The organism is Rubrivivax rivuli (genome assembly GCF_004016505.1).
GTDB lineage: Bacteria > Pseudomonadota > Gammaproteobacteria > Burkholderiales > Burkholderiaceae_C > Rubrivivax > Rubrivivax rivuli.
The window spans coordinates 208,522-226,502 of sequence record NZ_SACR01000001.1; the positions used below are offsets into that span (position 1 = coordinate 208,522).

A 17,981-nucleotide genomic window follows, 5' to 3' on the forward strand; every position below is an offset into this window, starting at 1 on the left:
CCGTGACCTTGCAGCTCGACCCCTCCCTGGGCCTCCCGGTCGTCTACCTCGTCGACGACGAAGACGTGGTGCGCGACGCCCTGGCCTGGCTGCTGCGCTCACGCCGGCTGCTGTCAGAAGGGTTCGGCAGTGCCGAGGCCTTCGAAGAACACCTCGCCCAACGTGGCACGCCCTGGCCCACGGCGCCTTCCTGCCTGGTGCTGGACGTTCGCATGCCCGGCACCAGCGGGCTGGTGCTGTTCGAAAGCCTGGCACAGCGCGGCATGCTGCCCACCTTGCCGGTGATCTTCCTCACCGGCCATGGCGACGTGCCCACCGCGGTGGCGGCTGTCAAGCGCGGCGCCTTCGATTTCGTCGAGAAACCCTTCTCGAACAACACGCTGGTCGACCGCGTCGAGCAGGCCCTGCAGCTCAGCGCGCAGGCCCTGCTGGCGCGCCGCGGGCAAGACCTCACCGCCCGCGCCTGGAACGAGCTCACCGAGCGTGAACGCGAGGTGGCCCAGCTCGTCACCGAGGGAAGACCGAACAAGCTGATCGCCGACGAGCTGCAGATCAGCGTGCGCACGGTGGAAGTGCACCGCGCGCGCGTGTTCGAGAAGATGGGCGTGAAGTCAGCCGTCGAACTCGCCAACCTGCTGCGCGACAGCCCGCCGCGCCCCTGACCATGGGCGAGTTCGAACTCATTGCGCGGCATTTCACGCGCCCGGGCCGCAGCGCGCGGCCGGCGCTGGCGCTCGGCGTGGGCGACGACTGCGCGCTGCTGCAGCCCGCGCCCGGCCAGCAGCTCGCCATCAGCACCGACATGCTGGTGGAAGGCCGCCACTTCCTCAGCACCGTGGCGCCCGAGCGCCTGGGCCACAAGGCACTGGCGGTGAACCTCTCAGACCTGGCCGCCTGCGGCGCCGAGCCGCTGGGCTGCACGCTGGCGCTGGCGCTGCCGCGCGCCGACGAGACCTTCGTCGCCGGCTTTGCGCGCGGGCTGTTCGCACTGGCCGATGCCCACGGCATCGAACTCGTGGGCGGCGACACCACGGCCGGGCCCTTGAACCTCTGCATCACCGTCTTCGGCCAGGTGCCGGCGGGGCAGGCGCTGCTGCGCAGCGGCGCGCGGGCGGGCGACGAGCTGTGGGTCAGCGGCGGCACGCTGGGCGATGCGCGGCTGGCGCTGGAGGTCTTCCGCGGCACGCACGCCTTGCCGGGCGAGGCCTTCGAAGCCGTGCGCCGCGCGATGGAGCTGCCACAGCCGCGCGTGACGCTGGGCCTGGCCTTGCGCGGCGTGGCCACGAGCGCCATCGACATCAGCGACGGCCTGCTCGGTGACCTGGGCCACGTGCTGCAACGCTCGGGCGTGGGCGCCACCGTCGAGGTGGACGCCTTGCCGCGCAGCGCGGTGCTGGCCGCCCAGCCACAGGCGCTGCAGCACGAGTGCCTGCTGGCCGGCGGCGACGATTACGAGCTGCTCTTCACCGCGCCCGCCTCGGCCCACGCCGCGGTGCTGCAAGCGGGGCGGCAGGCCGGCGTGACCGTCACTTGCTGCGGCCGCATCGAGGCCACGCCGGGCCTGCGCGTGATCAACGCCGCCGGCCAGCCCGTGCCCACGCCCTGGCGCAGCTTCGACCATTTCCAGTGACATGAGCGGCATCGCGCGCCCCACCGCCGGCTTCATGTGGCGCCACCCTGCGCGCTGGCTGGCTCTAGGCTTCGGCAGCGGGCTCAGCCCGAAGGCGCCGGGCACGGTGGGCACGCTGTGGGGCTGGCTGAGTTTCCTGGTGCTCTCGCAGTGGCTGGGTGCAGCCGCCTGGGGCTGGCTGATCGCCGGTGCGCTGATCGTCGGCACCTGGGCCTGCACCCGCACGGCGCAGCACATGGGCGTGGCCGACCCCGGGGCCATCGTGTGGGACGAGATCGTCGCCTTCTGGATCGTGCTGTGGCTGCTGACGCCCGCGGCCTGGTGGGCGCAGCTGGCGGCCTTTGCGCTGTTCCGCTACTTCGACGCCGCCAAGCCCGGCCCGGTGGGCTGGGCCGACCGCCGCTTCAAGCTGCGTGCGGGCGAGGCCATCGGCTGGCGCCAAGGCTTCGGCATCCTGTTCGACGACCTGGTGGCAGCCGGTTGCACCTTGCTCGTCATCGCCGTGTGGATGCGCGCATGGAATTCCTGAGCCTCAAGACCCCGCTTCAAGACCTGGCGGCCGCGCTGCGCGCCCGAAACTGGCGCTTGGCCACGGCCGAGAGCTGCACCGGCGGCCTGATCGCCGCGGCCTGCACCAGCCTGGCCGGCAGCAGCGATTGGTTCGAGCGCGGGTTCGTCACCTACAGCAACGAGGCCAAGACCGAGTTGCTGGGCGTGCCGCCGGCGCTCATCGCCGCGCACGGCGCGGTGAGCGAAGAGGTGGCCCGCGCGATGGTGCAGGGCGCGCTGCAGCACGCCCCGGTGCAACTGGCCGTGGCCGTGACGGGCATCGCCGGCCCCGGCGGTGCGGTGCCGGGCAAGCCGGTGGGCACGGTGTGGCTGGCCTGGGGCACGGCGGCACAGGTGCAGGCCGAACGCCTGCAACTCGATGGCGACCGCGGCGCCGTGCGCAGCGCCACCGTGGCTGCGGCGCTGCGGCGCCTGAACGAGGCCGCACGCACGGAAGCCGCGGCATGAAGCTGCTGCTGGCCGGCAGTTTCGATCCGGGCGAAGAAGACGTCTGGCGCGCGGCACTGCAAGCCGCCCTGCCCGAAGCCACGCTGCTGAACCCGGCGCAGGCCCAGCAAGCCGCGCCCGAGGTGGTGGCCGCCATCGTGGCCAACCCGCCGCCCGGCAGCCTGCAAGGCCTGCCGGCGCTGCGGCTCATCCAGAGCCTGTGGGCCGGTGTCGACCGCCTGCTGGCCGACACCACGCTGCCGCACGGCGTGCCGCTGGCCCGCATGGTCGACCCGGCCATGAACGCCGCGATGGCGGAAACCGCGCTGTGGGCCGTGCTCTCGCTGCACCGCCACTTCTTCACCTACGCCGCGCAGCAGCGCGCCGAGGCGTGGCAGCCACTTCCCCAACGCCGTGCCGATGAAGTGCGCGTGCTGGTGCTGGGCCAGGGCCAGATGGGCGGCACGGCCGCGGCGCGGCTGGCGCAGCAGGGTTACGCCGTCAGCGGCTGGCGGCGCGACGGCCAGGCGCTCGCACCGCTGCTGGCGCAGGCCGACATCGTGGTGAACCTGCTGCCGCTCACGCCGGCTACGCGCGGCCTGCTCAACGCGGGCTTCTTCGCGGCGTTGCCGCGCGGGGCCGGCGTGGTGAACCTGGCGCGGGGCGCGCACGTGCTGGACGAAGACCTGCTGGCGGCGCTGGCCAGCGGGCAGGTGGGGCACGCGGTGCTGGATGTCTTCCACCAGGAACCGCTTCCCGCGGGGCATGCTTTCTGGCAGCACCCGCAGGTGACGGTGCTGCCCCACGCCGCCGCCGCCACCGACCCGCGCAGCGCGGCGCAGGTGGCCGCGGCCAATGTGCGTGCGGTGCTGGCCGGCGGCGAGCCGGCGCACCGCGTGGAGCGCGCGCGCGCTTACTGAGCGGCGGTGGTGGCCACCGCGCGGGCAGCCCCGGGGGCTTTGCGGGTGGCCGCAGCCGCTTCGCCGCGCGCCACGGCCGGCGTGGCGTCGCTGGCCAGTTCCACCAAGAAAGCCAGCGCCAGCTGCGTGAACTTCAGCGCGTGGTTGGCCTGGTTGCCGAAGGTGGCGATGGTGTCGTTGGCGGTGTGGATGGCGCGGTTGTAGGTGAGGTCGGAGCTTTCGAAGGGGAAGCTCACCGCAAAGCCGCCGGCGTGCCACGATGCGTGGTCGCTGCAGCCGTAGCCGCAACGGTCGTAGCCCACCGTGAGCGTGGGCAGGTAGGTGGCCGCGAGATTGGCCACGAAGGCGTTCTGGGCTGCGTTGGTGAAGTCGGTGTAGATCCAGAGATCGGTGGCGCTGCCCTGGAAGGCCGTCATGTCGAGCTGCATCACGCCCACCACCTTGTCGCGGCGCCCGGCCTGCTGCGCGACGATGGCCTTGGAACCGAGCAGCCCCACCTCTTCGGCCGCGTAGGCGATGAAGCGGATGTTGCGCTTGGGCTGGTAGTTGCTGGCCATCATCACGCGGATGATCTCGGTCAGGCCGGCCACGCCGCTGGCGTCGTCGTCGGCGCCAGGGGCGCGCGAGGTCTCGATGCCGCTGCCGGCAATGCTGTCGAGGTGGGCGCCGATGACCACCGTTTCGCCCGAGTTGCCGGTGCCCAGGATCTCGAACTCCACCGAGGGCTGGGCCCAGGTGTGCGGAATCTGGCGCACACGGATCGTGCGGCGGTTGCCGGGGTTCAGGCTCTGCCAGTGGCTGAGGAGCCAGTTGGAGGCCGCCACGCCGTGCGTGCTGTTGTAGCGGCGGTTCTGGAAGTTCGACAGCTGCGTGATGGTGGACAGCAGGTTGCTGGCCTGCAGTTGCGGCAGCATGGCGTTCACCTGGGTCTGGTTGTCGATGGTGTAGCTGGGCGCCAGCAGCGGCTCGGGGTTGCCTTCCAGCCGGTGCAGCGCGGCCAGGGCCTCGGCCTGGCTGGCGTGCTGCATGAAGCCCCCGCACTTGGCCAGCTTCATGTGCACGGCCAGCGACAGCGTGGGGATCATGTTGTCGTCGATCTCGACCACGTGCACGTTCTCGATGGCCTGCGTGAGGCGGGCGCTGCCGCGCTGCACCGGCACGTTGACGGCCACGCCGCGCGTGGCCACGGCGCGCGCCGAGGGCGCCACCTTCTGCAGCACGCGGTAGGCGTCGTCGCCCACGGTGATCCACACCGGCGCGGCCTGCGCGGCCGCCGGGACTAGGCCCGCCAGCAAGGCGGCGAACAAGGCGGCGAACAAGGGGGCGGCAGAGGCCCGCGCAAGGCGAGCGGCAAGGCGAGACGTCATGGGAGCTACCTGCGAAAGTGGGGGGAGCCCGGGCGCTGGGCAGCCCGGGGTCGACCAACCCATTCTGGACCCACTTCGGCCGGCCGCCCTGCGCGGCCAGGCGCAGAGCGGGGGCGCCCCCTCAAGCCAGGGGTGCGGCGCCCCTGCCCCAGGACGGACGACGGCAGCGCGCTCAAGCGCGCAGCGCGGCCAGCACCTCGTCGAGCATCTTCTTCGCGTCGCCGAAGAGCATGCGGTTGTTCTCTTTGTAGAACAGCGGGTTGTCCACGCCCGCGTAGCCGCTGGCCATGCTGCGCTTCATCACGATGCTGGTCTTGGCCTTCCACACCTCCAGCACCGGCATGCCGGCGATGGGGCTGGTGGGGTCGTCCTGTGCGGCCGGGTTCACGATGTCGTTGGCGCCGATGACCATCGTGACGTCGGTGGCCGGGAAGTCCTCGTTGATCTCGTCCATCTCCAGCACGATGTCGTAGGGCACCTTGGCCTCGGCCAGCAGCACGTTCATGTGGCCCGGCATGCGGCCGGCCACGGGGTGGATGCCGAAACGGATGTTCACGCCACGGTCGCGCAGCAGCTTGGTGATCTCGAACACCGTGTGCTGGGCCTGCGCCACCGCCATGCCGTAACCCGGCACGATGATCACGCTCTTGGCCTCCTTCAGCAGTTCGGCCGTCTCGGCCGCGCTCACCGGCACCACCTCGCCGGCCGGCTGCGCCGCGCCACCCGCGCCCGCAGGTGCCGGCGCCCCGCCCCCGAAGCCGCCCGCGATGACGCTGATGAAGTTGCGGTTCATCGCGCGGCACATGATGTAGCTGAGGATGGCGCCCGAGCTGCCCACGAGCGCGCCCGTCACGATCAGCAGGTCGTTGCTCAGCATGAAGCCGGTGGCCGCCGCGGCCCAGCCCGAGTAGCTGTTGAGCATGCTCACCACCACCGGCATGTCGGCGCCGCCGATGGCCATCACCATGTGGATGCCGAAGAGCAGCGCGATGACCGTCATCACCAGCAGCGGCAGCATGCCCGCGTTCACGTCGTGCGACTGCAGGAAGACGTAGCCGAAGTAGACGACCACCAGCAGCCCCACGAGGTTCAGCAGATGGCGGCCCGGCAGCAGCAGCGGCTTGCCGCCGATGCGGCCCGAGAGTTTGCCGAAGGCGACGATGGAGCCCGAGAAGGTGACGGCGCCAATCAGGATGCCGACGTAGATCTCGACCTCGTGGATGGTCTTCTCCACGGGCGTGGGGAAGACGGTGGAGGTGTCCACATAGCTCGCGAAGCCCACCAGGCAGGCCGCCAGGCCCACCAGGCTGTGCATCAGTGCCACGAGCTCGGGCATCTGCGTCATCTGCACCTTCTTGGCGGCGATGACACCGATGGCACCACCGACGACCAGCGCGCCGACGATCCACGGGATGCCCGCCGCCGTGACACGCGGCCCCAGCACCGTGGCCACCACGGCCAGCGCCATGCCGGCCATGCCCAGGAAGTTGCCGCGGCGCGCCGTCTCGGGGTTCGAGAGGCCGCCCAGGCTCATGATGAAAAGGATGATCGCGCCGATGTAGGCGACGGTGGCGAGGCTTGCGCTCATGTTCTTGTCTGCCCGTTCGTCACTTGCGGAACATGGCCAGCATGCGACGCGTGACCGCGAAGCCGCCGAACATGTTGATGGCCGTGAGCACCAGCGCCACGACCGCGCACACCAAGATCAAGGTGTTGGGCCGGTCGGCAGCCCCCGCGGCATCCAGCGGCGGCGCCACCTGCACCAGCGCGCCGATGGCGATGATGGAGCTGATGGCGTTGGTCACGCTCATCAGCGGCGTGTGCAGGCTGGGCGTGACGTTCCACACCACCATGTAGCCGACGAAGCAGGCCAGCACGAAGACGGTGAAGTGCTGCAGGAAGCTCGCCGGCGCGTACGCGCCCACGAACCAGAACAGCACCGCACCCACCGCGAACACGATGGCCAGCGTCTTGGCAGACATCGGCTCCACCGAGCCGTGGCCGTGGCCTCCTTTCGAGGCCCCGGCTTTCGCCGCCGGGGCGGCCTCCGCCTTGGCCTTCGGCGGCGCCGGCGGCAGCTTGGGCGGCGGCGCGGGCCAGGTGACGGCGCCTTCCTTGATCACCGTGAGGCCACGGATGGCGTCGTCTTCGAAATTGACGTTGACCTGACCATCCTTGGTCTTGCAAAGCTCTTCGGTCAGGCGCAGCAGGTTGGTGGCGTAGAGCGTGCTGCTCTGCTTGGCCAGGCGGCTGGCCAGGTCGGTGTAGCCGACGATGGTGACGCCATGCCGCACCACGGCCTGGCCCGGCACGGTGAGCTCGCAGTTGCCGCCCTGCTCGGCGGCCATGTCGACGATGACGCTGCCCGGCTTCATCGTGGCCACCATCTCGGCGGTGATGAGCTTGGGCGCCGGCTTGCCCGGGATCAGCGCCGTGGTGATGATGATGTCGACCTCGCGGGCCTGCTTGGCGTACATCTCGCGCTGCGCGGCCTGGAAACCTTCGCTCATGACTTTGGCGTAACCGCCGCCGCCCGAGCCTTCTTCCTCGTAGTCGACCTTGACGAACTCGCCGCCGAGCGAGACCACCTGGTCGGCCACCTCGGCGCGCGTGTCGTTGGCGCGCACGATGGCGCCCAGGTTGGCCGCGGTGCCGATGGCCGCCAGGCCCGCCACGCCGGCGCCGGCGATGAACACCTTGGCCGGCGGCACCTTGCCGGCGGCCGTGATCTGGCCGTTGAAGAAGCGGCCGAAGGCGTTGGCCGCCTCGATGACGGCGCGGTAGCCGCTCACGCCGGCCTGCGAGGTGAGCGCGTCCATCTTCTGCGCGCGGCTCAGCTGGCGCGGCAGCGCGTCGATGGCCAGCACGGTGGCGCCCTTGGCGGCCAGCTGCTGCATCAGCTCGGGGTTCTGCGCCGGCCAGACGAAGCCGATGAGCATGCCGCCGGGGCGCATCAGGCCCACTTCCTCGGGCGAAGGCGCGCGCACCTTGAAGACGATGTCGGCGCGGGCCCACAGCGTGGCCGCATCGGGCAGCACCTCGGCGCCGGCCGTGCGGTAGGCCTCGTCGCTGCAGTTCGCGGCATCCCCGGCACCGCTCTGCACGGCCACCTGGAAACCCAGCTTGATGAGCTTTTCCACCACCTCGGGCACGGTGGCGACACGCTTTTCACCCGCCGCCGTCTCTTGGGGCACGCCGATCAGCAAAGCCATGAAAGCTCTCCTCAGTTGTTCTTCGCCGGGTCCCGGAAGGGCTGGAATTTCGGGCGGCGGAAGGTAACACAAACACCGCTGGCGGCCGGCGCCGTGGGACTCTGCGGAGGCCGCTGCCTAGAATGCCCTCGTGATCGAGACGCCGACCCGCACCCCCACCGCCCCGCCTGCGTTTGCCGACGTGCTCGTCGTCGGTGCAGGCCCCGCCGGCAGCGCCTGCGCCCAGTTGCTCGCGCGTCAGGGCCTGCGCACCGTGCTGGTGGATCAGCACGATTTTCCGCGCGAGAAGGTCTGCGGCGACGGCCTGATTCCCGACAGCCATGCCGCGTTCAGGCGCCTGGGGGTCTACGACGAGGTGGCTGCATCGGCCCAGCCCGTGCAGCACGTGCGCTGCGTCGGCGCGCGCGGCGGCCATGTGGACGTGCCCGGCACGATGAGCGTGCTGCCGCGCCGGCAACTCGACCACATCCTGGTGCGCGCCGCGCAGCAGGCCGGCGCCGAGCTGCACACGCCGCTGCGCTTCGAGGCGCCGCTGGTCGAGGGCGAGCGCGTGGTGGGCGCACGGCTGCAGGGCCCCGAGGGCCAGCCGCCGGTGGAGGTGCGTGCAAGCTGGGTGGTGCTGGCCACAGGTGCCGTGCCGCAGGCCTTGACCGCCGCCGGCCTGTGCGACCGCCGCACGCCCACCGGCACCGCGGTGCGGGCCTATGTGCGCCACGCCGAGCTGGCGCGCGAGATCACGCAGTTGCAGGTCATCTGGCACGGCCGCCTGCGCGGCGGCTACGGCTGGGTCTTCCCGGGGCCCGACGGCGTCTTCAACATCGGCACGGGCGTCATCGGCAGCCACAGCCTGGAAGGTGGCAAGGGCCGGCGGCGGGGCCGCAACCTGCGCGAGATGTTCGAAGACTTCTGTGAGGTCTACCCACCCGCGGCGCGGCTGATGCGCGAGGGCGAGGTGCTCGGGCCGTTGAAGGGTGCGCCGCTGCGCTGCTCGCTGCGCGGGGTCTCGGGCGAACACTGGGGCCGGCCGGGCCTGCTGGTGGCCGGCGACGCCGCTGGCACCACCTACGCCTTCAGCGGCGAAGGCATCGGCAAGGCCATGGAAAGCGGCATGCTCGCCGCCGAGGCCCTGCTGCACGCGCGGACCCAGACACCCGCCCAGGCCGATGCCCAGGTGCTGCAGGCCTACGCCGCCGCGCTGCGCCAGCTGCAGCCGCAGTTCGTGCTGTACGAACGCGCGGGCATCGTCAACGACTGGCCCTGGCTGGCCGACCTGCTGATCTGGCGCGCCCGCAAGAGCCCACGCATCCTGCGCCGCATGGCCGGCGTGCTGGACGAAACCCAGAACCCCGCACGGCTGTTCACGCTGAGCGGCGTCACCAAACTGCTGTTCGAGTAACCCCAGGGAGCCCCACCATGAGCCTGCAGCGCACCCGCCTGCTCTTTGCCACCGTTGCGATGTCGTCGCTGCTCTCGTCCTGCGGCGGCGGGGGCGGCGGTGCCGGTTCGCCGGCGCCCACCCCGGCCCCCCCGGCGGCGGCCCTGTGCACGCCCACCACCACCAACCCGGCCCCGGCGGCCAATGCACCGCAGGTGACGCTGACGCTCAGCAACGGCGGCGCGGTCAGTGGCGATGTGGTGCTGACGCTCGACCCGGCGCGCGCGCCGGTGACGGTGGCCAACTTCCTGGCCTACGTGAACGCCGGCTTCTACGACGGCACCGTCTTCCACCGCCATGCGCCGGGCTTCGTGCTGCAGGGCGGTGGCTACACCGGCCCGCTGACCGCCGGCGGCGCCGTGCCGGCTCTCAAGCCCACCAATGCCCCCATCGCGCTGGAAGACAACGCCGGGCTGTCCAACCTGTGCCTGAGCGTCGCGATGGCCCGCACCAACGCGCCCGACAGCGCGACCTCGCAGTTCTTCGTCAACCTCACCAACAACACCTTCCTGAACCGGACGGGCAGCGCGGACAACCAGCGCGGCTACGCGGTGTTCGGCAGCGTCACCAGCGGCAACGCCGTGCTCACCGCCGCCATCAATGCCAGCTGCACGGCCTGGACGGCCCTGCTGCCGGCGGGCGACTGCATCCCTTCGCCCAACATCACCATCACGCGCGCCCGCCAGACGCGCTGAACCGCCAGCGATCCCAGGCAGGACACACACCATGTGCCAGCTGCTGGGCATGAACGCCAACACGCCCACCGACGTGATGTTCAGCTTCACGGGGCTGGCCACGCGCGCCGACGAGCACAAGGACGGCTTCGGCATCGCCTTCTTCGAAGACCGCGGCCTGCGCCACTTCATCGACCGCGACGGCGCCATCGGCTCGCCGGTGGCGCAGATGATCAAGCGCTACCCGATCAAGAGCGAGGTGGTCATCGCGCACATCCGCAAGGCCACCGTGGGCTCGGTGGCGCTGCAGAACTGCCACCCCTTCGTGCGCGAGCTCTGGGGCCGCTACTGGGTGTTTGCGCACAACGGCGACCTGAAGGACTACCACCCGCGCCTGCACGGCCAGTTCCGCCCCGTGGGTGACACCGACAGCGAACGCGCCTTCTGCTGGCTGATGCAGGAGCTGGCCAAGGCCCACGCCGACGTGCCCTCGGTCGACGAGCTGAGCTGCACCCTGCGCGAGCTGCTGCCGCAGCCGGCGCGCCACGGCACCTTCAACGTGCTGCTGAGCAACGGCCAGGCGCTGTGGGCCCACGGCACCACGAAGCTCTGGTCGGTGGAGCGCGCCCACCCCTTCACCGCGGCCACGCTGGCCGATGAAGACCTGAGCGTCGACTTCGCCGCCCACACCACACCGCAAGACCGCGTGGCCGTGGTCGCCACCGAGCCGCTCACCACCAACGAGACCTGGGTGCCCTTCGAGCCGGGCGAGCTGCGGGTGTTCCAGGGCGGCGTGCGGCACGGCCGCTGCGGCTGAGGCCGCCCGCCATCCATCCCGGCGGGGCCGCCGTTCGCCCGCCCGGCCGGCAGCCCGCACGCCTGGCGCCGCGGCAGCGCCGGGTGCCTGCCTACACTGCCGCCATGGCAGCCCTGCCCCCCCTTCCCCGCACGCCCGACACGTCGGCGCCGGCCGGCGCAAACCGGCTGCAGCGCCTGTACTTCGGCTGGGCCGAAAAGCACTACGCCCGCATGGACCCGGCGCTGGCCGCCGAGGCGCGCCGCCTGGACCGCTGGCTGTACAGCCGCGGCGGCCTGGGCCTGCTGCTGGGCCTGGCCGGCGCCGTGACGGGCAGCGTGGCCGGTCTGGTGGCCACGGGTTTCCCGGTGGCGCTGGCGGTGCTGTGCTCGCTGCTGGTGTGGCTGGGCCTGCCCACCGCGGCACTGGGGGCCTGGCTGCAGCCGCACAAGTTCACCGCGCGCCAGCTGCTGCGGCGCAGCCTGGGCATCTTCCTGCTCGGCTATGCCGGCGCCTTTGTCGGCTTCCTGGTCGGCCGGCTGGCACGCCCGGCAGGGCTGCAGCCCGAGACGCTGCTCGATTCGCTGTGGGCCGCCGCACGCGCGGCCACGCCGTTCCTGCTGGTGGCGCTGGCGGCCATCACCCTGCTGGTCTGGGGCATGGCGCAATGGCGCGAGCAGCACGACCGCCGCGAGCTCGCGCAGATGCGCCTGGTGCAGGAACGCGACGCGGCCGCGCGCCAGGCCGCCGAGGCCCAGCTGCGCCTGCTGCAGGCGCAGGTGCAGCCGCACTTCATCTTCAACACCCTGGCCGCCGTGCAGCACTGGGTGGACACCGCCGACCCGCGTGCCGGCCCGCTGCTGCGCTCGCTCAGCACCTTCCTGCGCGGCAGCACCGAGCTGCTGGCGCGCGAGCAGGTGAGCCTGGGCGAAGAGCTGGCCCTGGCCGGCCACTACCTGGCCACCTTGCAGGCGCGGCTGGGCGAGCGGCTGCACTTCAAGACCGCAGCCGACCCGGCACTGGCGGCCTTGCAGTTGCCCCCGGGCCTGCTGCTGACGCTGGTGGAAAACGCCGTGGAGCACGGCATCGCCCCCGCGCTGCGCGGCGGCACCGTGCGGGTGGAGGCGCGCCGCACGGCCGAAGGCTGGCAGCTGTGCGTCAGCGATGACGGCCAGGGCCTGGCCAGCGGCTGGCAGGAGGGCGTGGGCCTGGCCAACTGCCGCCAGCGCCTGCACCACCACTTCGGCGGCCGCGCGCGGCTCACGCTGCAGGCCCTGCACCCGGGCACACGGGCCTGCATCGAGGTGGCCGAGCCCGTGGTTTCCCAGGAGGCTGCATGAACTTCCGCCTGCCCCGCCTGCAGAACCTGCGCTGTTCGGCCGCCAGCGGCCGCGTCGTCGGGCCCGACCAGATCGACTGGAGCCAGATCTGGAACCCCGGCCCGGTGCGCGTGTTCACCGACGAAGAGTTGCGCCGGGCCGCGCAGGACGGGCCTTCGCGCACGCTGGTGGTGTCTGTGCTCATCAACATCGCCCTGATCGCCTGGGTGGTGCTGCAGGTGGCACCGGCCCCGCTGACAGCCGTGCTCACGGGCCTCATGGCCGGCGGCAGCGTCAGCGTGCTGGCCCTGGCGCGCCGCCTTTGGAGCCGGCCCGAAAGGCGGCTGCTCACGCGCTTCAACTTTGCGCTCATGGGGGTGGGCTTCGTCCTGGGCCTCGCGCTGGCCTTGGCACCCCGGTGGGCCGACCCCACGCAAGAACGCTGGGTCTTCGGCACCGTGTGGCTGATGGCGGTGAGCTCCAGCCTCGGGCTCTGGTTCCTGGCCGTCTACCGCAGCGAGCAGGTGGCCGGGCGCCTGCGCGAGCAGGCCGAACGCGAGCGGGCGGTGGAGATGGCGCGCCAGCTCGCGGCGGCGCAGATCCAGCCGCACTTCCTCTTCAACAGCCTGGCCTCGCTGCAGCACTGGGTGCAGGCCAAGGACGACCGCGCCGCACCGATGCTGGATGCACTCACCGCTTTCCTGCGCGCCACGCTGCCGCTTTTCAACCAGGCCCGGCTGCGCCTGGGCGACGAGGCCGAGGCCGCGCGCCGCTACCTGCAGGTGATGCAGCTGCGCTTGGGCGAGCGCCTGCGCTTCAGCATCGAGATCGACCCTGCCGCCGCGGAGCTGCAGGTGCCCCCCGGCCTGCTGCTGACCCTGGTGGAGAACGCGGTGGAGCACGGCGTGCAGGCCAGCCTGCACGGCGCCGAGGTGCTGGTGCAGGCGCGCCAGGAAGCGGGCGGCACCGTGCTCACCGTTCACGACACCGGCCCCGGCCTGGCCCCTGGCGCGGCCGAAGGCGTGGGCCTGGGCAACAGCCGCGCCCGCCTGGCCCAGGCCTACGGGCAGCAGGCCGCACTGCACCTGCTGTCGGGCGATGCCGGCGGCTGCACCGCCCGTGTGGTGCTGCCCGCCCACGCCAGCCCGGCTTCCTGACGACGACGATGAGCCCAATGACCATGCCCCCCCTCACCGCCCTGATCGCCGATGACGAAGAGGCGCCGCGCGCGCAGTTGCGCCTGGCGCTGCAGCAGGCCTGGCCCGGCCTGCAGATCGTGGCCGAGGCCGTCAACGGCGTCGACGCCTGGGACGCCTTCCTCGAGCACGAGCCTGCCGTGTGCTTTCTCGACATCCGCATGCCCGGGCTCTCGGGCATCGACGTCGCGCGGCGCATCGATGGCCGCGCGCCGGTGGTCTTCGCAACGGCCTATGGCGACCATGCGCTGGCCGCCTTCGATGCCGGTGCGGTGGATTACCTGATGAAGCCCGTGGACCCCGAACGCCTGGCGCAGACCGTGGTGCGCCTGCGCCAGCGCCTGCAGGCGGGCGCCACACCGGCGCACGGCGCGGCCCCGCCCGACCCCGCTGCGCTGCACCAACTGCTGGCGCAGCTGGCCGGGCAGACGCGCCGCGCACCGCCCCTGCAGGTGCTGCAGGCCAGCGTGGGGCGCGAGGTGCGGCTCATCCGCACCGACGAGGTGGTCTACTTCGAAAGCGACAGCCGCTACACGCGTGTCGTCTTCGACGGCCCGCACGGTGCCGGCGATGCGCTGATCCGCACGCCGCTGAAGGAACTGCTGGCGCAGCTGGACGAGCAGCTCTTCTGGCAGGTGCACCGCAGCGTCATCGTCAACCAGCGCCACATCGCCAGCGCCGTGCGCGTGGACGAAGGCCACATGCACCTCACGCTGCGCGGCCGCCCCGAGACACTGCCGGTATCGCGGCACTTCCAGGCGCTTTTCAAGGGCCAGTGAGAGTGTGGCGGGGGCGGGGGCCGCAGTAGCATCGGCCACCCCCCACACCGGCCCGCCCCCATGCCAGCGCTGCCCGTCCCGCGTTTCGACCAGTTCTACCGCCACGCCGAGCTCACCCGCCTGCTGCAAGACTATGCGCAAGCGGCGCCGCACCTGGTGCAGCTCAGCAGCCTGGGCCAGAGCTTCGAGGGCCGCGACATCTGGCTGCTGACGCTGACCCACACCACCACCGGTGCCGACATCGACAAGCCCGCCTTCTGGGTGGACGGCAACATCCACGCCGCCGAGCTGACGGCCAGCACCGCCTGCCTGTACTGGCTGCACCAGCTGCTGGCGAACTACGACACCGACGCGCAGGTGCGCCAGCTGCTCGACACGCGCGTGGTCTACATGGTGCCGCGCCTGAACCCCGACGGCGCCGAGCTCGCGCTGGCCGACAAGCCGCGCCACATCCGCAGCGGCACGCGGCCCTACCCCTTCGACGAAGAGCCGGTCGAAGGCCTGACGGTGGAAGACGTCGACGGCGACGGCCGCGTGCTGCAGATGCGCGTGCCCGACCCCCACGGCACCTACAAGAAGCACCCCACCGAGCCGCGGCTGATGGTGGCGCGCGAGCCGGGTGAATTCGGCGGCGAGTACTACCGCCTGATTCCCGAGGGCACGCTGAAGAACTTCGACGGCCTGAAGATCACCGCCAACCCCGACCGCGAGGGCCTGGACTTCAACCGCAACTTCCCCGCCTTCTGGCGGCAGGAGTTCGAGCAAGTCGGCGCCGGCCCCTACCCCACCAGCGAGCCCGAGGTGCGGGCCATGGTCGACTTCATCACCAAGCACCCCAACATCGGCGCGGCGGTGAGCTTCCACACGCACAGCGGCGTGATCCTGCGGCCCATGGGCACGCAGAGCGACGACGACATGACGCCGGAAGACCTGTGGATGTTCAAGCGCCTGTCGGACATCGGCGCCAAGCTCACGGGCTACCCGGCCATCAGCATCTGGCACGACTTCAAGTACCACCCCAAGCAGGTGATCACCGGCACGCAGGACTGGCTCTACGAGCACCTGGGTGCGCTGTTCTGGACGGTGGAGATCTGGGCGCCGAACAAGGAAGCCGGCATCACCGACTACAAGTGGATCGACTGGTACCGCGAGCACCCGGTGGAAGACGACCTGAAGCTGCTGAAGTGGAGCGACGAGCAGTGCGGCGGCCAGGCCTACGTCGACTGGCACCCCTTCCGCCACCCGCAGCTGGGCATGGTGGAGCTCGGCGGCTGGGACCGCATGAACTACTGGCGCAACCCGCCGCCGGCGCTGCGCGAGCGCGAGGCCGCTCGCTTCCCGGCCTGGCTGCTGCAGATCGGCCTGACCCTGCCCAAGCTGGAGGTGCTGCGCACCGAGGTGCGCGCCCTGGGCCCCGACACCTGGCGCGTGCGTTTCGCGGTGGCCAATGCCGGCTACCTGCCCAGCTACATCAGCAAGCGCGCGCTGGAGCGCAAGACCGTGCGCGGCACCGTCTTCAGCATCCTGCTGCCCGAGGGCGTGAGCCTGGTCAGCGGCAAGGAACGCGAGATCGGCGCCCATCTCGAGGGCCATGCACCCAAGAGCAGCCAGCAGGCCTTCCTGCCCAGCCGCGAGGTCACCGCCGACCGCGCCGTGGTGGAGTGGGTGGTCAAGGGCGCCCGGGGCACCCGCATCGCGCTGAAGGCCACGGCCGACCGCGCGGGCACGGTGCACACCGAAGTGACCCTGGACTGAGCCCGGCACCAGGCGCCAGGAACCCGGGTGGACGATTTTTCGAGCCTCTTCGAGTTTCTGCCCATCGGGGCCTACCGCAAGCGCCCGGACGGGGTGCTGCTGCGCAGCAACCCCGCGCTCGTGCGGATGAACGGCCTGGCCAGCGAGGCCGAGCACCTGGCCATCGTCAACGGCGCGGCCGAGAGCTGGTACGTGCAGCCCGGGCGCCAGCGCCTTTTCATGGAGCTGCTGCTGCGCGGGGACCGCGTGGTGGGCTTCGAATCCGAGGCGCGCGCGCGCGGCAGCGGTCGCCGGCTGTGGGTGCGCGAGAACGCGCATGCCGTGCGGGGGCCCGATGGCGAGGTGCTGTTCTTCGAGGGCACCGTCGAGGAGATCACCGAGCACGTGCAGGCCCGCGGCGCGCTGGAGCACCGCGAGCGCGAGCTGCGCGAGATCACGGCCCAGGTGCCGGGCGTGGTCTACCGCGTGGTGCTGGACGATGACGACACCCGGCGCATCGACTTCGTCAGCGACGGCGTGCGCGCGCTCTACGGCGTGGAGCCCGAAGACGCCGTGCAGAACCGGCGCCTGCTGGCGCAGTTCCGCCACCCTGACGACCTGCTGCGCGTGGACGCCGAACTCAACGCCGCTGCGCGCGAACGGCGCCCGCTGACCACCGAGTTCCGCATCGTGCGGGCCGATGGCAGCCAACGCTGGGTGCAGCAGATCTCGGTGCCGGCCGGCAACCCGGACGAAGAACAGATCCGCATCGGCGTGATGATCGACATCACCGAGCGCAAGCAGGCCGAGCTGGCGCTGGCGCAGAGCGGCGATCTCTGGAAACGGGCCCTCGAAGGCACGGGCGACGGCGTCTGGGACTGGCACGTGCAGGAAGGCCGCGAGCTGCTCTCGCCGGCCTGCAAGGCGCTGTATGGCTTTGCGCCCGACGAACTGCCCGACACCCCCGATGCGCTGGACAGCCGCACCCACCCCGAAGACCTGGAGGCCATGCGCATCGCGCGCGACGCCCATTTCGCGGGGCAGATGCCGATCTACATCAACGAGCACCGCGTGCGCTGCAAGGACGGCAGCTGGAAGTGGATCCTCTCGCGCGGCATGGTGCTCACGCGCGACGAACAGGGCCGCCCGCTGCGCATGGTGGGCACGCACACCGACATCACGCTGCGCAAGCAGGCCGACGCGCTGCGCGCCGAGCGCGACCGCGCCGCCGCGGCCGACCTGGCGAAATCGCAGTTCCTGAGCCGCGTCAGCCACGAGCTGCGCACGCCGCTGAACGCGGTGCTGGGCTTCACGCAGCTGCTGGAACTGGAGCCGGGCGATGGCGAGCGCCAGCGGCTGTGGGTCGCGCAGGTGCTGAGCGCAGGCAGGCACCTGCTGGCCTTGATGGACGACGTGCTCGACCTCAGCAGCGCGCAAACGGGCCAGCTGGCGATGGCCACCGAGGTGCTGCCGCTGCGCGAGCCGCTGAACGAGGCACTGGCCATGCTGGCGGCCAGCGCTGCGGCGGCCCAGGTGAGCCTGCATGACGACAGCTGCGACGCGCCGCCGTGCAGCGTGCGTGCCGACCGCCGCCGCCTGCTGCAGGTGCTGAGCAATCTCATCGGCAACGCCATCAAGTACAACCACCCGCAAGGCTGGGTGAGGGTGCAGTTCGAGACCGTGTCGGGCTGGGTGAGCATCCACATCAGCGACAGCGGGCCGGGGCTCGACGCCCTGCAGCAGGCGCGGCTGTTCCAGCCCTTCGAACGCCTGGGCGCGCAGCGCGGGCCGGTGGCGGGCACGGGCCTGGGCCTGGCGCTGAGCCGCGAGCTCGTGGAGGCCATGGGCGGCAGCATCACGGTGCGCAGCCAGGCCGGTGCCGGCGCCACCTTCACCATCAACCTGCCAGCGGGCTGAGCGCCC

General features: G+C 71.5%; 16 protein-coding genes. 13 read left to right on the forward strand and 3 right to left on the reverse strand.

Annotated features, from left to right (window positions below; all coding sequences use genetic code 11):
• Nucleotides 1–8: 8 nt before the first annotated feature.
• From EOE66_RS00880 to EOE66_RS00900, 5 genes are read left to right on the forward strand one after another with little or no spacing between them, the layout of a single operon-like run.
• Entirely contained in the window at nt 9–662 is a 654-nt protein-coding gene (locus EOE66_RS00880; RefSeq protein WP_128227458.1) for a response regulator transcription factor, read from the forward strand.
• Between the two features lie 2 nt (nt 663–664).
• On the forward strand, nt 665–1,630 hold the full coding sequence (gene thiL, locus EOE66_RS00885; RefSeq protein WP_128226811.1) for a thiamine-phosphate kinase: 966 nt from the start codon (nt 665–667) through the stop codon (nt 1,628–1,630).
• 1 nt (nt 1,631) lies between these two features.
• Nucleotides 1,632–2,159, forward strand: coding sequence for a phosphatidylglycerophosphatase A family protein (locus EOE66_RS00890; RefSeq protein ID WP_128226812.1), 528 nt, complete (start codon nt 1,632–1,634; stop codon nt 2,157–2,159).
• Nucleotides 2,147–2,647, forward strand: coding sequence for a CinA family protein (locus EOE66_RS00895; protein WP_128226813.1), 501 nt, complete (start codon nt 2,147–2,149; stop codon nt 2,645–2,647). Before EOE66_RS00890 ends, EOE66_RS00895 begins: the two co-directional genes overlap by 13 nt.
• Nucleotides 2,644–3,546, forward strand: coding sequence for a 2-hydroxyacid dehydrogenase (locus EOE66_RS00900; RefSeq protein WP_128226814.1), 903 nt, complete (start codon nt 2,644–2,646; stop codon nt 3,544–3,546). Before EOE66_RS00895 ends, EOE66_RS00900 begins: the two co-directional genes overlap by 4 nt.
• Here EOE66_RS00900 and EOE66_RS00905 read toward each other — a convergent pair.
• The 3 genes from EOE66_RS00905 to EOE66_RS00915 form a co-directional block, all read right to left on the reverse strand.
• A complete protein-coding gene (locus EOE66_RS00905; protein WP_245478845.1) occupies nt 3,540–4,865 on the reverse strand; it encodes a M20/M25/M40 family metallo-hydrolase in 1,326 nt (441 codons plus the stop codon). The two genes, EOE66_RS00900 and EOE66_RS00905, sit on opposite strands and share 7 nt — an antisense overlap.
• 220 nt (nt 4,866–5,085) lie before the next feature.
• Nucleotides 5,086–6,501: a Re/Si-specific NAD(P)(+) transhydrogenase subunit beta gene (gene pntB / locus EOE66_RS00910; protein WP_128226816.1), complete on the reverse strand. Its 1,416-nt coding sequence runs from the start codon at nt 6,499–6,501 to the stop codon at nt 5,086–5,088.
• A 19-nt stretch (nt 6,502–6,520) separates the two neighbouring features.
• Nucleotides 6,521–8,125, reverse strand: a complete 1,605-nt coding sequence (locus EOE66_RS00915; RefSeq protein WP_128226817.1) for a Re/Si-specific NAD(P)(+) transhydrogenase subunit alpha — start codon at nt 8,123–8,125, stop codon at nt 6,521–6,523.
• A gap of 130 nt (nt 8,126–8,255) precedes the next feature.
• On the opposite strand from EOE66_RS00915, the gene EOE66_RS00920 reads away from it, so the two are divergent.
• The 8 genes from EOE66_RS00920 to EOE66_RS00955 all read left to right on the forward strand — a co-directional run bounded on the left by EOE66_RS00920 (nt 8,256) and on the right by EOE66_RS00955 (nt 17,975).
• Nucleotides 8,256–9,521 carry an NAD(P)/FAD-dependent oxidoreductase gene (locus EOE66_RS00920; protein ID WP_245478846.1) on the forward strand — a complete coding sequence of 422 codons (1,266 nt, stop codon included), beginning with the start codon at nt 8,256–8,258 and terminating at the stop codon, nt 9,519–9,521.
• 17 nt (nt 9,522–9,538) lie between these two features.
• On the forward strand, nt 9,539–10,255 hold the full coding sequence (locus tag EOE66_RS00925; RefSeq protein ID WP_310733081.1) for a peptidylprolyl isomerase: 717 nt from the start codon (nt 9,539–9,541) through the stop codon (nt 10,253–10,255).
• A 31-nt stretch (nt 10,256–10,286) separates the two neighbouring features.
• Nucleotides 10,287–11,051, forward strand: a complete 765-nt coding sequence (locus EOE66_RS00930) for a class II glutamine amidotransferase (RefSeq protein ID WP_128226818.1) — start codon at nt 10,287–10,289, stop codon at nt 11,049–11,051.
• Nucleotides 11,052–11,155: 104 nt separating this feature from the next.
• Nucleotides 11,156–12,370 carry a sensor histidine kinase gene (locus EOE66_RS00935; protein WP_128226819.1) on the forward strand — a complete coding sequence of 405 codons (1,215 nt, stop codon included), beginning with the start codon at nt 11,156–11,158 and terminating at the stop codon, nt 12,368–12,370.
• Nucleotides 12,367–13,506: a sensor histidine kinase gene (locus EOE66_RS00940; protein WP_128226820.1), complete on the forward strand. Its 1,140-nt coding sequence runs from the start codon at nt 12,367–12,369 to the stop codon at nt 13,504–13,506. Before EOE66_RS00935 ends, EOE66_RS00940 begins: the two co-directional genes overlap by 4 nt.
• 17 nt (nt 13,507–13,523) lie before the next feature.
• Nucleotides 13,524–14,324, forward strand: a complete 801-nt coding sequence (locus EOE66_RS00945) for a LytR/AlgR family response regulator transcription factor (RefSeq protein ID WP_310733082.1) — start codon at nt 13,524–13,526, stop codon at nt 14,322–14,324.
• 60 nt (nt 14,325–14,384) lie between these two features.
• Entirely contained in the window at nt 14,385–16,079 is a 1,695-nt protein-coding gene (locus EOE66_RS00950) for a M14 family metallopeptidase (protein ID WP_128226821.1), read from the forward strand.
• Nucleotides 16,080–16,106: 27 nt separating this feature from the next.
• Nucleotides 16,107–17,975 carry a PAS domain-containing protein gene (locus EOE66_RS00955; protein WP_128226822.1) on the forward strand — a complete coding sequence of 623 codons (1,869 nt, stop codon included), beginning with the start codon at nt 16,107–16,109 and terminating at the stop codon, nt 17,973–17,975.
• Nucleotides 17,976–17,981 lie beyond the last annotated feature (6 nt).